The organism is Bacteroides salyersiae WAL 10018 = DSM 18765 = JCM 12988 (genome assembly GCF_000381365.1).
Lineage (GTDB): Bacteria > Bacteroidota > Bacteroidia > Bacteroidales > Bacteroidaceae > Bacteroides > Bacteroides salyersiae.
In genome coordinates, this window is sequence record NZ_KB905466.1 from 1,961,258 (window position 1) to 1,974,623 (window position 13,366).

A 13,366-nucleotide genomic window follows, 5' to 3' on the forward strand; every position below is an offset into this window, starting at 1 on the left:
CATTATCATCCTAATTACGCCCCTACATCCGGTCACCGATTCAGCCAAGGTTCCGGATTCAACTTTTCCTTTTCTTTTCTCAATTGGAAATGCAACACGGTACGTCCGTTATCAGTAGCATCCGAAAAGACCTGCCCGATAGCCTGCTTGGTTTTCACTGTATCTCCCGACTTAACAGACGCGGAAGACAGGTTACAATAAACTGAGATATAATTGCCGTGACGGATCAGAACATTAAATAGTCCATTCAGTTGGAAAACGGCAGCCACCTTACCGTCAAATATAGCCCTTGCCTGCGCTCCCGGCTTTCCTTGAATATCGATTCCTTTATTATCCAACTTTACATTCCGCAATCCTTCGACAGCATACTGTCCATAATGACTGGTAATAATATAAGGGCCGGAAATAGGCATGGGCAATTTTCCACGATTACCGGCAAAATTACCGGATAACTCACGATCGGCCTTACTCATGCTATAAGCTTCCAAAGGAGCGGCTTTCTTCGTCGTTCCTCTTGAAGCGGAAGACGATTTACCCTCCTTGCTTTCCGCTTTCTTACGAGCCGCAGCCTCCCGGCGAGCCTCTTCGGCAGCACGCTTCCGGGCACGTTCTATCTCTTCGGCTATCAGCTTATCGATACGGGCATTAAGCTGATTGGCTTCACGTCTTTTCTTGCTTACTTCATTCTGAAGCCCCTTCTGCTTTTTTTGCAGGCTGGTAACCAATGCACGTTTCTCTTTCTCTTGGCTTTCGAGTTTCTGTTTCTCCAGTTCGCGGTCCTTCAACAGATTCTCTTTAGCCTTCTTGACCTGTTGCAACTCGGCCCTTTTCTTTTTAATCTGCTCTTGCTTCTTCAATATTTCTTCTCCCTGAAGCCGTTGATAAGTGGCATATTCACGTACATAACGAAGCCGGCGATAAGTCTGTCCCAAACTTTTGGCCGAAAAAATAAACATCAGTTTTTCTTCAACCGACTTATTCCGGTACAGGTATTGCACAGACGATTCATATTTCTTTTTCTTATCCTGCAAATCACGCTGCAACGTACGAAGCTGACGCTCCAATACATTCAATTCTCGTTCAAGGGCTTCCACATCATTGTTGATGGCAAGAATGTAGCGTTTACGTTCTTCAATCTGCCCGGTCAGCAAAGCAAGACTGTTTAACTGACTGCCTACGTCTTTCTTTGTATTTTTCAACAATGACTCCGTATCGGCAATTTGCTTCTGCAATTCGCCACGTTTGCTTTCCAGCTCTTTGATCAACTTACTGCTTTGGGCAGAAAGCGAAACAGCCCCCCAAAAAATACATGCCAATAATACAAAGATGCGTTTTATCATAACTTAGTCAGCATATTTAACAATTCCGTAAGCGGCACTTGAGTATATCTGTCGGAAATCTCCGTAGGAGTCATTACAAACTCTTTGGATGAAAAATCGTACAACCGTACTTTCGCTTTTTCCAAGGAAGGTATTCCTAATTCTTTACCACTCAATTCTGATTTCCCTTCAGGCAATGAAGCATCCAAAAGCAGCTTCTCCAATTTGGAAAATCGGGCCTTTTTGGGTAGAATATCATTCAATTCGCTACGCGAAGCACGAACATAACGCTTATTCATTCGATCGACAAGCAGAATTTCATCGGGAGTTATCTCCAAACGGGCTATCTCTGTACGTAAAATAGGCATAAGAATGGAGAGTTGCACACGCTCGCCTCCCTTCATTTTCATCGTCCCTCCGGTAGTTATACTCCCATTTGCTCCGGAAGGTATAGTCAGTTGAAGCCTTGACGACAAATAGTGTGCTGTTTCGGGAACAGCTATGCCAGCAGCCTGCTTTGAACTGCGGCAACCGGCCAACCCAACCATTAGCAGCAACAAATATAGAATCTTCCTCATTCCGCAATATATTTCTTCTTCTTTATCTTTTCTTTCAACGTTTTCGACTGGCTACCCATATCCAGAGCTTGCTGCCAATATTTCAAAGCCCCATCCACATCACCGGTCATATAATAAATATCACCACAATGCTCTACGATGACATCACTTTTTTCCTGATCGCTTTTCATCGCATTATCAATGTAGATACGCGCCTCGGCATAATTCCCCTTTTCAAACAGTATCCAGGCATACGTATCAAGAAAAGTAGCATTATCAGGTTCGGCTTTTACCGTCTTATAACTCATTTCCTCGGCCTTGTCAAGATCACGCCGTTCTACCGACAGATAGTAAGCATAATTATTCAAAGCACCTATATTGGACGGATTGTAAACCAACGCGGAATCGTATGCATTGTATGCATCTGCCATCTGCTTTTTGGTATGATAAATATCACCCATGATAGAATAGAAATCAGACAAGACCTCTTTTTTACTGTCCGGTGTAGCATTCTCCAAAGCTTTCCGGCAGATGGCAAGCGCCTCATCATGACGCTCCGCCTGGTTATAGGCAATAGCCAGATAAAAATAGAACTCAAGCGCATCGGGAGTTGCTTCGATACCCGGTTCGCAGATTTTTATCACCTGGTCAAAATCACTCTTTTGTACGGCTATCTCCAAAAGCATCAAACGGGCAGCCTTATTAGTGGGATCGATCTGAACAACCCGTTCCAACACCGGTACGGAAGCTTCCTTCAAATTTTTAGCCCAAAGATATTGAGAATATAACATCGGAATCTGATCATCTTCCGTATCCTGCTGAAGAATCCGGTCGAAAAGCGAAATTACATCCGTACTGTCCGCTTCTGCCTGTTCATTCTGCGCAATGATCTGACGCATCACATTCAGTTTTGTATCTGCCGGCACTTTCTTATTCAGCAGTAGCGAATCGATTTGTTGCCTGTACAAATCCTTTTGCCCCGTCTGCTCATAATAAGATGCAAGAGAAAAACGGGCCATAACGTTATCCGGCTCGGAAGCAAGCACTTTTTGATAAATATCATAGGCTTCTTGCTGTTTACCATTTTGCATATATACATCACCCAAAATCACCTGATAACGCATATCCATTGGGTATTCTTTCACCAACCCTTCTATTTCACGGAAAGCGCTCTTATCATCCTTCATTTGCAAATAAATACGAAACTTCTCCATCGTAAGCTGCTCGTTTTTTCCGAGCTTCTCTTCCAGACGATCCAGTGTTTCGATCACTTTTCCATAATCTTGCTTCTGGTTGTATAAATCGATCAGAGCAAACAAGGCATCTTTCTTCGCAGGAAAACGGACTGCCATTGCTTCAAGTATATTTATTGCCTTCTCTTTCTCATCCTGTTGCTGATAAAGGCTGGCAAGTGCCTGATTGTACCAATAATTATCAGGTGCGTTCTCTACTGCCGCTTCCAAAGCAGCCTGCCCCTGCGGCACCTGCTTAAGAAACATATAATATTGAGAAATCTCATAAAGTGCCGAAGCGGCATAAGGATCGATAGTCAAGCAATGTTTCAGTAAATCAAACGCAGCATCATACTCCTTTTTTACTTTCAACCGGGTAGCTTCAAGGAAGAAATAGTCGTATTTGCGTTGTTGCTCAGGTGAAAGCGTTATCCGCTGCCGGGTTCCGGCAACATCCGCCTTTCCAATCCTGCGCGAAGAGCCACAAGAGATCAACATCCCTACCAACGTCAAAAGGAGTAACAATCTTATTTTCATTCGTTTTTCGTAATTTGTTATTTAATAATTTAGGAGTAGGCAAGTAGGTAAACAAGTAGTCAAGTAGTTAAGTAGTCAAGTAGCAAGTAGCGGATAGTATTGACTACTTGCTACTTGACTACTTAACTACTTGACTACTATACACTACTCTCTACCTGTATGCCCGAAACCACCGGCACCACGTTCTGTCTCATTCAAGACATCCACTTCCTGCCATACAGCCTGCTCGTGACGGGCAATCACCATTTGTGCAATCCGTTCGCCATCTTCAATAACAAACGTCTCAGTAGAAAGATTTACTAAAATGATGCAAACTTCTCCGCGATAATCCGCATCTATAGTACCCGGAGAATTCAAGACAGTAATACCTTTCTTTAAAGCCAAACCGCTACGGGGACGTATCTGTGCCTCAAAGCCTTCAGGAAGCGCAATGTACAAGCCGGTCGGCACAAGACAACGTTGCATGGGAGCCAGTGTAAGCGGTTCCGACAGATTTGCTCTAATATCCATTCCAGCAGAGAGTCCGGTGGCATAAGCCGGAAGCGGGTGCTTCGATTTATTGATAACTTTCACGTTCATATTCAGCATGTTTACTATTTAACGGGCGAAAATACATAATTTGTATCGAATTTCCGTACATTTGCAGTTAAATAATGTGCGAAAACAGAACAAGACATCGCCAAATAGTAAATTGTAAACCGTCAAATAGTAAATAAAAAGATGGATTGGAGGAAACTGATCTCAGCAAAACGTTTCGGAATGGAAGAATTCCATGAAGACAGACAAGAAAACCGCTCGGAATTTCAAAGGGATTATGACCGGCTTGTTTTTTCGGCCCCTTTCCGCCGTCTGCAAAATAAGACACAGGTATTTCCTCTGCCCGGCAGTATCTTTGTCCACAATCGTTTAACGCACAGTCTGGAGGTTTCGTGCGTTGGCCGTTCGTTGGGTAATGATGTATCCAAAGCAATACTTACCCGCCAGCCGGAACTGTACGATTCGTTCCTGCCGGAAATAGGTTCTATCGTATCCGCCGCTTGTCTTGCACACGATTTGGGCAATCCCCCCTTCGGCCATTCCGGGGAAAAAGCGATTTCTACTTTCTTCTCCGAAGGAAAAGGGCAGTTCCTGAATGAGCAAATCTCCCCGGTGGAATGGGATGATTTGACACATTTTGAGGGAAATGCCAATGCATTCAGATTGCTTACACACCAATTCGAAGGACGGCGGAAAGGAGGATTCGCAATGACCTATTCTACCCTTGCTTCAATCGTAAAATACCCCTTTTCATCGAGTCTTGCAGGAAATAAATCCAAGTTCGGTTTTTTCACCAGTGAAGAGGAAGGATTCCGGCGCATAGCCACAGAATTGGGCTTAATACAGCTCAACGCTCATCCTTTAAAATATGTCCGACATCCATTGGTATATCTGGTAGAAGCGGCAGATGATATCTGTTATCAAATGATGGATATCGAGGATGCCCACAAATTAAAGATTCTGACCACCGATGAGACAAAAGAATTACTTCTGGCCTACTTCAGTGATGAGCGAAAAGAACATATCCGCAAGACCTTCCATATCGTCAGCGACAACAACGAACAAATTGCCTACTTGCGTTCTTCCGTCATCGGATTATTGATAAAAGAGTGTACTAAGGTATTCCTCGAACACGAATCCGAAATATTGTCCGGAACATTTGAAAATCCTCTTATAAAAAGAATATCGGAAAGACCGGCACAGGCTTATAGACGCTGTTCGGAGATTTCGTTTGCAAAAATCTACCGGTCACGCGATGTGCTCGACATCGAACTTGCCGGTTTCCGGGTTATCAGCACATTATTGGAGTTGATGATCAATGCCGTCACCTCCCCGGACAAAGCATACTCGCAACTTCTCATCAACCGCGTATCCGGGCAATACAACATAAAATCGCCCGTACTCTATGAAAGAATACAGGCGGTACTTGATTATATTTCGGGAATGACCGATGTCTTTGCTTTAGACCTTTACCGCAAAATTAACGGCAACAGTCTTCCTGCGGTGTAAATACTTTATTAACCCCAGAGGTCAATTTACATTCGTCGGGATGATTCTCAATGAACGATTGGATGTGACGCATACGTTTATCCTCAAGGATCTCGTCTACTGCTATCAATATACCGGTTTCTTCCACGTCACCGAATTCATAATTGATAGCGGTACCGAACATACGCATGGTAGGGCTCAAACTCATATATGCATTGACTAATGGCGGGATATTATAACCCAACTTGCGGATTTCACAATTCAATATTTTATAATCATCCTTAAACGAGTCTTTACTAAAGATCCCTGCGAGTTCCTTTTCTTCCGTCTCCATAACCAACGGCTGCATCGGAGTAATCAGCTTGTCCTTATCACCGAAATGCTTCTTCAGGAAATAAAGAATCATATCGCGTCCTTGGCGGTGGTAACTCGGATACATCGTCACTTTCCCAAAGAAATACTTCACATTAGGCATTACCACAGTCAACGCCCCCAAACCATCCCATAAATTATCCAAAGCAAACAAGCCTTTGCTTCCGGCACGGGTAGACTGATATTCCAACGTAACGAACGAACGTCCCAGTTCGATGGTAGTAGGCAAATATTCTTTAAGGAACTTTTCCGAGAAATTGAACATATGGGATGTTGCCAGTATCGGCGCTCCCTTTTCATCAAACCGTACATCCGTGCCTAACAGATAACGATATCCTCCCAATATTTCTTCCGCTTCAGGATTCCATACAATGAGTTGCTTATAAGGATTCTCCATTGTATCGTATTCATCAATATCCATGGAAAGGCCTGTACCACCTCCGGCAGCACGAAAAGCTATTTCACGCAAACGGCCGATTTCTTTCATTACATTCGGAGCATTCTGAGCAGTAATAATATAAATCTGATTATTACTTTTATTGGTCATGCGCAACCGTTTATCCTCTGTCAATTCCGCTTTTAGTAGCTCTTTGCTTATCGGTTTAATAATCTCTTCCATATTCCTCGTTAGTGTAATTGTTCTTTTTCTCTTCTTACAGTTTATATACGATGTCCTTCACGTATTCCGCCCATTGCGCCGGTGTTTTCGATTTATCAAATGTCTGCCAAGGAATCGGTTTTCCAAAAGTGACTGTAAATGTCTTATGACGGTTTTTAAACATTTCATCCGCCAGATAAAGCATGGCAATGTTAAATTTAATACCCAATGCCTTGCATATATTGGCCAGATTATAAAAGAAATCGGAGTTCCGTCCTCCGAAATGTACAGGTACCACATCGCGCTGAGCCTGCACACTCTTTACTATAAATGTCTTTTTCCACTCCAAATCACGAATCACTCCGTTCCGACGCCGCGAACAAAGTCCTGCAGGAAACATAATCAACTGGTCATCCGATTTAAATCCCGCTTCCACCATCTTCGGAAAATCTTTTGCCTGTTTCCCGGTCTTATTGATAGGAATACAAAGCGGTGCCAGTCCTCTGAGATTCATTAATAAATCATTGACCAGATATTTCACCTTTCCATTGTAGAATTTACCGAGAACATAGCCCAAAGCCACTCCATCCTGTCCGCCCAGTGGATGATTCGATACAAACGTATATAATCCCTCTTTAGGTAAGTTTTCTTCTCCCCTTACTTCTACCTTGGCATCCAGAAAATCAAGCGAAGCTTCTAAAAAGTCAACACCTAACTTGTCTTTTGACTCTTGAAGAAAGACATTGATCTCCTCTTGATGCACGATTTTCTTCAAATAAGAAATCAGAAATTTAGGGATATATTTATACCGCTTCGGAGCTTTTGCCCGAAGTATCTTATCGATATCTATTAAAAACAAAGAGTCGTCAGTCATTCGTTATAGATAAAATGATTGTGCAAAATTAATTGTTCTTTTCTATTAATTGCAATAATTTGGCAGAAAATGCTGGATCAAGGTTTGCAATGCGAAAAAATAACGCCCGAAAACTATCAAAAATGACCTGAAAACTATCAATTGATAGTTTTCAGGCTAAAGAAAGATAAAATCCCCCCTATCGCAATCAGCAAAATGCCGTAAACTTGCAACATCGAAATAAACAACGATATATTCACAATTTAAAAAGCAACATTATGAAAAGTATAAGCTTCAGAAAAGATTTAATAGGAGTTCAGGATGAACTGCTGCGTTTTGCATACAAACTGACTACGGACAGAGAAGAAGCAAATGATTTGTTGCAGGAGACCTCATTAAAAGCATTGGACAATGAGGACAAATATATGCCGGATACCAATTTTAAAGGATGGATGTACACCATCATGCGCAATATCTTTATCAACAACTACAGAAAAGTAGTACGTGATCAGACTTTCGTAGACAGAACAGAGAACCTCTACCACCTGAGTCTCCCGCAGGAATCGGGATTCGAGAGTACGGAAAGTTCGTATGACCTGAAAGAAATGCACCGCATAGTAAACTCGCTGCCAAAAGAATACAAAGTGCCTTTTGCAATGCATGTGTCCGGATTCAAATACCGCGAAATTGCAGAAAAGCTCAATCTCCCGTTGGGAACAGTAAAGAGCAGGATCTTCTTTACACGCCAAAAGCTACAGGAAGAATTGAAAGATTTCAGATAACGATATTATATAACCTAAACCGACAACTAACCAATTTTCATATAATTTTTTAGCGCAAATTTTTAATTGCATTAATTCAGGAGCAAGAGGAAGAGACTTCCCACTTGCTCCTTTTTTTAGTTTATCATCGTTCGGCTTCAAAAGCGCTGTAAGCCGAAGAGAAAAGTAATGCGTTCCCCAATCAGCCATAAAAATGACGAATTTTCAAAAAAATGCAGTATCTTTTTCAGATAAATCACATTCATCCGGCAAAACTGCTCGTACTCTGTATTTTTCCCGCCCCTTCGCCGGTTTCACCTTCCTTGCTCAAACATCCTATTCATAGGCTATTCAGGGCAAAGAAAAGTTTCTGTTCCCTATACTCCATGCAAATGTCTTCTAAGGGTCGTATATACATTCTATAAAACTCAGGCATACGGATATCCCCATACGCCAATCAGTGTCCGCAAACAAGTATTTTCGGACATAACATACTCTACAACACATTTAACCATTTTTTACAGGGGCATTATCATCTTTTGCCAAATGTTTCCTTATATTTGAGCAACAAACATGGAAGATTATTCCAAATATGGAAAAAACAGAAGAAAACATGGAAAAAGTAGAAGAAAACTATAAAGTGCCGAACCTTGAAAAAGGGATTGCAGTCCTTGAATACCTGTCACTTTACACGACGGGGAAAACATTGCAGGAAATCAAGTCGGAACTTGATATTTCGCAAACTACTGCTTATCGGATTCTAAATACTTTGGTCCGGTTAGGATACCTTATATATAATGAAGATACCAAGCATTACAAATTATCCCGTAAACTATTGACACTTGGATTCAGATCGCTAAACGAACACAATCTATTGGAAATTGTCCTGCCGCATCTGCGTAATTTGCGTGATCAGGTGAAAGAAACAGCCTGCTTCGGAGTATTAGGAGATCAAAAAGGCATATTTATCGAACAGGCGCAAGGGCACCATACGTTCCGGTTCGTACTTTCACCGGGAAAACCTTTCGAGCTGCATTGTTCGGCGCCCGGAAAAGCTATCATGGCCTATCTCCCTAATACTGTCCGCGATTATTATCTGGCGCAGATGGAATTTACGCGCTACAACGCACGTACAATTACGACCCCGGAGGCTTACATGGAAGAGCTGGAGAAAGTACGCAGACAAGGCTATGCCATGGACAACGAAGAAGAGCTGAGCGGAGTAGTCTGCGTCGGCACACCGATCTTTAATTATACCAGCTACCCGTGTGGTGCCATTTGGATTTCCGGTCCCAAAGACAGACTATCGAAAGAGGTAATCCGCCAATCCGTAGAATATATAAAAGATACGGCACAATGTATTTCAAGAGAGTTAGGATATAGTCAAATATAAGAAAAAATATATACTATGAACACCCCCAAGCAAATATTGAAAAAGATAATCGTAGCTGCTTTTTTGTGCAGCCCCCTTTCGTTTGTCTTTGCAGGAAATCCTCCGCTTTTTCCTACAGATATCACCTTGAACGATAAAGGGGAAATTCTGATTACAGAAAAAGGCAGAAACCGCATCAGCATCTTCTCGCCGGATGGTAAAACACTTCTGCGTACGATTCCGGTAGACGAATCTCCTACCGGTATTCTTCTGGATGCCGACAAGGCATATGTCACTACAAGTGCTGCCACCGGACATTTACAGATTATTTCTTTGGAAACCGGCAAGCAGGAAACCGCCATTGCAACAGGTTCCGGTGCCTGTTATCCGATATTCGGCCCGGACAAAAAGCACATATATGTATGCAATCAATTCCAGAATACGGTTTCAGAGGTCGATCCGGCAAGCCACCAAGTTATCCGTTCCGTAAAAGTCTTGCGTGAGCCCAAATCAGCACTGTTCAGTAAAGACGGCGAGTACCTGTTCGTGACAAATTTTCTGCCGGCCCAACGGGCGGATGTCGACTATGTGGCTGCCTGTGTATCAGTAATCAGAATGAGCGATTTCACCAAGGTAAAAGACATACAACTGGCCAATGGAAGCAATGCACTTCGCGGCATTTGCATGACTCCTGATGGTAAATATATTTATGTATCACATAATCTCGGCCGTTTTGCTGTTCCGACTTCCCAATTGCAACAAGGATGGATGAATACCAGTGCTTTCAGTATCATAGATGTATCAAGACAAGAATTCATCGGAGCGGTTGTTGTTGACGAGCCGGAACGAGGAGCAGCAGGCATCTGGAGCATCGCCTGCAACGACGAAACACTATTCATCACCCACTCCGGAACCCATGAAATCAGCGTTATCGATCATAAGGCAATGCTGGACAAGTTTCTGAATTATCCCAACAAATCGATGTTGGATTATGACCTGAGATTCCTGTACGGCTTGCGCAAGCGTATTCCATTGGAAGGAAACGGCCCCCGCAAAATGATCATGGAGAATGGTAAACTCTATATTCCCACTTATTTTGCCGACATCCTAAACATCGTAGACGCCCAAACTTGCGAAATAGCCACAGCCAATCTGAATCCGGACCGGGAAGAAAGTGCGGAAAATAAAGGAGAACGTTACTTCAACGATGCATCCCATTGTTTTCAAAATTGGCAGAGCTGCAACGGATGCCATCCCGGAGACGCCCGTACCGACGGTATGAACTGGGATTTAATGAACGACGGAGTCGGCAACTCCAAAAACTGCAAGAGTCTGTTATTCAGTCATCCTACCCCTCCCAGCATGATATCCGGTATCCGTGAAACCGCCGAATGGGCTGTACGTGCCGGCTTCAAGTTTATCCAATTCTTCGATATCACCGAAGAAGACGCCGTTTGTGTAGATGCCTATCTGAAATCTCTGCGACCTGTTCCAAGCCCTTATCTGGTCGACGGCGAACTGTCCGACCTCGCCAAAGAGGGTCGAAAAATTTTTGAAAAACTGAACTGTACGGAATGCCATAGCGGCCCCTATTATACCGACCTGAAGATGCACCGTATCGGTGAAGACATCGAGTTTGAAAAAGGATGGGATACCCCTACTCTTCGTGAAGTATGGCGCACAGCACCCTATCTATTCGACGGCCGTGCCGCCACCATGGAAGAAGTGTTCGAAATACATAAACATGGAATTGACAAAAAAGTATCTAAAAAGGAAATCAAAGCACTGACAGAATACGTAAACTCATTATAAACCAAAACCACTGGAAAACATGAACTATTGCGAAAAAATACGGTATAACATATATACCACCGAAGTAGCAGATTTTACAACGATGGCAGACACCTTATTGGCGCAATTACCGAAAGACGAGTCCATATTCAGACTGGTATTCTTCGGTACTCCGGCAAACAATGAAGAATATGTCACACGACGTAGCATCCTGTGGAATAAGATACAGCAACGTTATGAAGATCGTCTGCCTGTAATGAGTTATGTATCACAACCGGCGTTGGACGGTGCCCTCACTTTGGAGGTACACAGCTACCGGGCGGATGAAAATGACCACATCACTTATCATCCCAACAAAGGTTTTCCATATGTCACGCTGGAGAATGCAGACGGCCGTTTTCTTTTTGCCGGTGGTTTTCACAGCGACATACTGGATTTTAATATCCAACAACAGGCCGTTGAAATCTTCCGCCTGGCAAGCGAGGTTCTGCACAAAGAGAACTTCCCCATCGAAAATATCATCCGGCAATGGAACTATATCGAACAAATTACCAGTTTTGACGGTGCCGACCAGCATTATCAAATGTTCAACAACGTACGCAGCAATTTCTACAATCAGGCAGTATGGACGAACGGTTATCCGGCAGCCACCGGAATCGGGACAAACTTAGGCGGTGTTCTGGTAGATATCGATGCCGCCGTATTCACACGCCCTGCCTGCTTTGCTACCCCGATCGACAACAAATTGCAGATTGCCGCCCATGCCTACTCGCCGCAAGTATTGGAAACCGCCCAACAACAAAAGACGACACCCAAGTTCGAACGTGCCAAAAGTATGACGTTCGACGACAGAAAACTTATCTACGTATCGGGTACAGCCGCTATCCGGGGAGAAGAGAGCCTGACCGGAGTCGGTCTCGAACGGCAGCTTCACATCACAATGGAGAATATAGCCCAACTGACCGGAGATGCACAACTGAAAATGCTGCGCGTCTATCTGAAAAACAAATCCGACTATAAGGAAGCGTACGAAGTATTAAGCAGTTATCAACTGGCCATTCCTGTCTCTTATATGTGTGCAGATGTATGTAGAGATGAGTTATTAATCGAAATAGAAGGGATTGCCATAAAATAAAACCCAATTCCTCCAGATTACACCACAGCAAAATCACTAACCTAATAAATAAACAAAAATGAAGAGAAAGCTAACAAAATCAGTAGCCTTAGGAGTAGTTATACTCGCTATGGCTGCATGTACCGGCAAAACATCCAATTCAGAAACCACCTGTTGCGAAAACGGAACATGCACCGAACAATGCAAAAACGAATGTAATAACAACAACTGTAAAAACAAAAAAGAAATGACTTATTCCAAAAAGTACACAAATGCCGATTTCTACAAAGACGGCAAATTCCAACAAAATGTTGCCATGGAGGCAATGAAAGACATGTTCGCATTCTATGATGTTCCTTTCACTAAATTGATGGCGACCGATATGTGGGTCACTGATTTCGGATTGGGAGACTTTGAAAATGTAGGTATGGGAGGCATCTTTTGGGTGAACAATGAAGAACAAAGATATTTTGCACACGCCATTTATCTGCTCCCCGGCCAAATGATCCCCGAGCACGCGCACGTTGCCACCAAGTTCCCCGCCAAGCACGAATCATGGATGGTTGAAAAAGGATGGGCTTACAACTTCTCGGAAATTGGAGAAGAAACTCCGAATGCACCCGCCATACCGGCTACTCACGGCCCTATCAAAAGCAAGAATTTCGTAATACAGCAAGTAGGTGAAGTATTGCCGTTGAAACAACTGACTACTTTCCACTTCCTGATGGCCGGCCCCGAAGGAGCAATCGTTTCCGAATGGGCTACCTATCATGACAATGCCGGATTGCGTTTCACCAATGCCAAAGCCGCGTTATAAATATCCAAAGCTGCATTA

12 protein-coding genes are annotated in these 13,366 nt (G+C 43.2%); 6 read left to right on the forward strand and 6 right to left on the reverse strand.

All coding sequences use genetic code 11. The annotated features are described in order from the left end of the window. Window positions 1–32: 32 nt before the first annotated feature. The 4 genes from HMPREF1532_RS07415 to dut all read right to left on the reverse strand — a co-directional run bounded on the left by HMPREF1532_RS07415 (window position 33) and on the right by dut (window position 4,224). Window positions 33–1,340 (reverse strand): murein hydrolase activator EnvC family protein, encoded by a 1,308-nt coding sequence (locus tag HMPREF1532_RS07415; protein ID WP_005927088.1) that lies wholly within the window; start codon window positions 1,338–1,340, stop codon window positions 33–35. Next, window positions 1,337–1,897: a lipoprotein insertase outer membrane protein LolB1 gene (gene lolB1, locus HMPREF1532_RS07420; RefSeq protein WP_005927091.1), complete on the reverse strand. Its 561-nt coding sequence runs from the start codon at window positions 1,895–1,897 to the stop codon at window positions 1,337–1,339. Before lolB1 ends, HMPREF1532_RS07415 begins: the two co-directional genes overlap by 4 nt. Beyond that, entirely contained in the window at window positions 1,894–3,645 is a 1,752-nt protein-coding gene (locus tag HMPREF1532_RS07425) for a tetratricopeptide repeat protein (RefSeq protein ID WP_025819018.1), read from the reverse strand. The genes lolB1 and HMPREF1532_RS07425 overlap by 4 nt, the downstream gene beginning before the upstream one ends. A 144-nt stretch (window positions 3,646–3,789) precedes the next feature. Beyond that, on the reverse strand, window positions 3,790–4,224 hold the full coding sequence (dut, locus tag HMPREF1532_RS07430) for a dUTP diphosphatase (protein ID WP_005927097.1): 435 nt from the start codon (window positions 4,222–4,224) through the stop codon (window positions 3,790–3,792). A gap of 141 nt (window positions 4,225–4,365) precedes the next feature. Between dut and HMPREF1532_RS07435 the strand changes: the two genes are divergently transcribed. After that, the gene (locus HMPREF1532_RS07435) at window positions 4,366–5,691 is read left to right on the forward strand and encodes a deoxyguanosinetriphosphate triphosphohydrolase (protein WP_005927100.1); all 1,326 of its coding nucleotides are present in this window, start codon (window positions 4,366–4,368) and stop codon (window positions 5,689–5,691) included. On the opposite strand, the gene glsB is transcribed toward HMPREF1532_RS07435, so the two are convergent. Both glsB and glsA read right to left on the reverse strand, forming a co-directional pair. Next, window positions 5,663–6,661, reverse strand: coding sequence for a glycine N(alpha)-acyltransferase GlsB (glsB, locus tag HMPREF1532_RS07440; protein ID WP_005927104.1), 999 nt, complete (start codon window positions 6,659–6,661; stop codon window positions 5,663–5,665). The genes HMPREF1532_RS07435 and glsB overlap by 29 nt on opposite strands. Before the next feature lie 34 nt (window positions 6,662–6,695). Further along, window positions 6,696–7,514 carry a lyso-glycine lipid O-acyltransferase GlsA gene (gene glsA / locus HMPREF1532_RS07445; RefSeq protein ID WP_005927108.1) on the reverse strand — a complete coding sequence of 273 codons (819 nt, stop codon included), beginning with the start codon at window positions 7,512–7,514 and terminating at the stop codon, window positions 6,696–6,698. Between the two features lie 257 nt (window positions 7,515–7,771). On the opposite strand from glsA, the gene HMPREF1532_RS07450 reads away from it, so the two are divergent. The 5 genes from HMPREF1532_RS07450 to HMPREF1532_RS07475 all read left to right on the forward strand — a co-directional run bounded on the left by HMPREF1532_RS07450 (window position 7,772) and on the right by HMPREF1532_RS07475 (window position 13,348). After that, on the forward strand, window positions 7,772–8,275 hold the full coding sequence (locus HMPREF1532_RS07450) for an RNA polymerase sigma factor (RefSeq protein ID WP_005927111.1): 504 nt from the start codon (window positions 7,772–7,774) through the stop codon (window positions 8,273–8,275). A gap of 571 nt (window positions 8,276–8,846) precedes the next feature. Then, window positions 8,847–9,647 (forward strand): IclR family transcriptional regulator, encoded by an 801-nt coding sequence (locus HMPREF1532_RS07460; protein ID WP_025819017.1) that lies wholly within the window; start codon window positions 8,847–8,849, stop codon window positions 9,645–9,647. A 15-nt stretch (window positions 9,648–9,662) separates the two neighbouring features. Beyond that, window positions 9,663–11,438 (forward strand): YncE family protein, encoded by a 1,776-nt coding sequence (locus HMPREF1532_RS07465; RefSeq protein ID WP_005927119.1) that lies wholly within the window; start codon window positions 9,663–9,665, stop codon window positions 11,436–11,438. A gap of 19 nt (window positions 11,439–11,457) precedes the next feature. Then, window positions 11,458–12,552, forward strand: coding sequence for a chorismate transformation FkbO/Hyg5 family protein (locus HMPREF1532_RS07470; protein WP_005927121.1), 1,095 nt, complete (start codon window positions 11,458–11,460; stop codon window positions 12,550–12,552). 58 nt (window positions 12,553–12,610) lie between these two features. Continuing rightward, the gene (locus HMPREF1532_RS07475) at window positions 12,611–13,348 is read left to right on the forward strand and encodes a cupin domain-containing protein (RefSeq protein ID WP_005927123.1); all 738 of its coding nucleotides are present in this window, start codon (window positions 12,611–12,613) and stop codon (window positions 13,346–13,348) included. Window positions 13,349–13,366: the final 18 nt, after the last annotated feature.

What these genes read in the sequence shown, in the direction of transcription:
- HMPREF1532_RS07435 (WP_005927100.1), top strand. Translation starts at nt 4,366, where the DNA reads ATGGATTGGAGGAAACTGATCTCAGCAAAACGTTTCGGAATGGAAGAA.
- HMPREF1532_RS07475 (WP_005927123.1), top strand. Translation starts at nt 12,611, where the DNA reads ATGAAGAGAAAGCTAACAAAATCAGTAGCCTTAGGAGTAGTTATACTC.
- glsB (WP_005927104.1), bottom strand. Translation starts at nt 6,661, where the DNA reads ATGGAAGAGATTATTAAACCGATAAGCAAAGAGCTACTAAAAGCGGAA.
- lolB1 (WP_005927091.1), bottom strand. Translation starts at nt 1,897, where the DNA reads ATGAGGAAGATTCTATATTTGTTGCTGCTAATGGTTGGGTTGGCCGGT.
- glsA (WP_005927108.1), bottom strand. Translation starts at nt 7,514, where the DNA reads ATGACTGACGACTCTTTGTTTTTAATAGATATCGATAAGATACTTCGG.
- HMPREF1532_RS07470 (WP_005927121.1), top strand. Translation starts at nt 11,458, where the DNA reads ATGAACTATTGCGAAAAAATACGGTATAACATATATACCACCGAAGTA.
- HMPREF1532_RS07415 (WP_005927088.1), bottom strand. Translation starts at nt 1,340, where the DNA reads ATGATAAAACGCATCTTTGTATTATTGGCATGTATTTTTTGGGGGGCT.
- dut (WP_005927097.1), bottom strand. Translation starts at nt 4,224, where the DNA reads ATGAACGTGAAAGTTATCAATAAATCGAAGCACCCGCTTCCGGCTTAT.
- HMPREF1532_RS07425 (WP_025819018.1), bottom strand. Translation starts at nt 3,645, where the DNA reads ATGAAAATAAGATTGTTACTCCTTTTGACGTTGGTAGGGATGTTGATC.
- HMPREF1532_RS07465 (WP_005927119.1), top strand. Translation starts at nt 9,663, where the DNA reads ATGAACACCCCCAAGCAAATATTGAAAAAGATAATCGTAGCTGCTTTT.
- HMPREF1532_RS07450 (WP_005927111.1), top strand. Translation starts at nt 7,772, where the DNA reads ATGAAAAGTATAAGCTTCAGAAAAGATTTAATAGGAGTTCAGGATGAA.
- HMPREF1532_RS07460 (WP_025819017.1), top strand. Translation starts at nt 8,847, where the DNA reads ATGGAAAAAACAGAAGAAAACATGGAAAAAGTAGAAGAAAACTATAAA.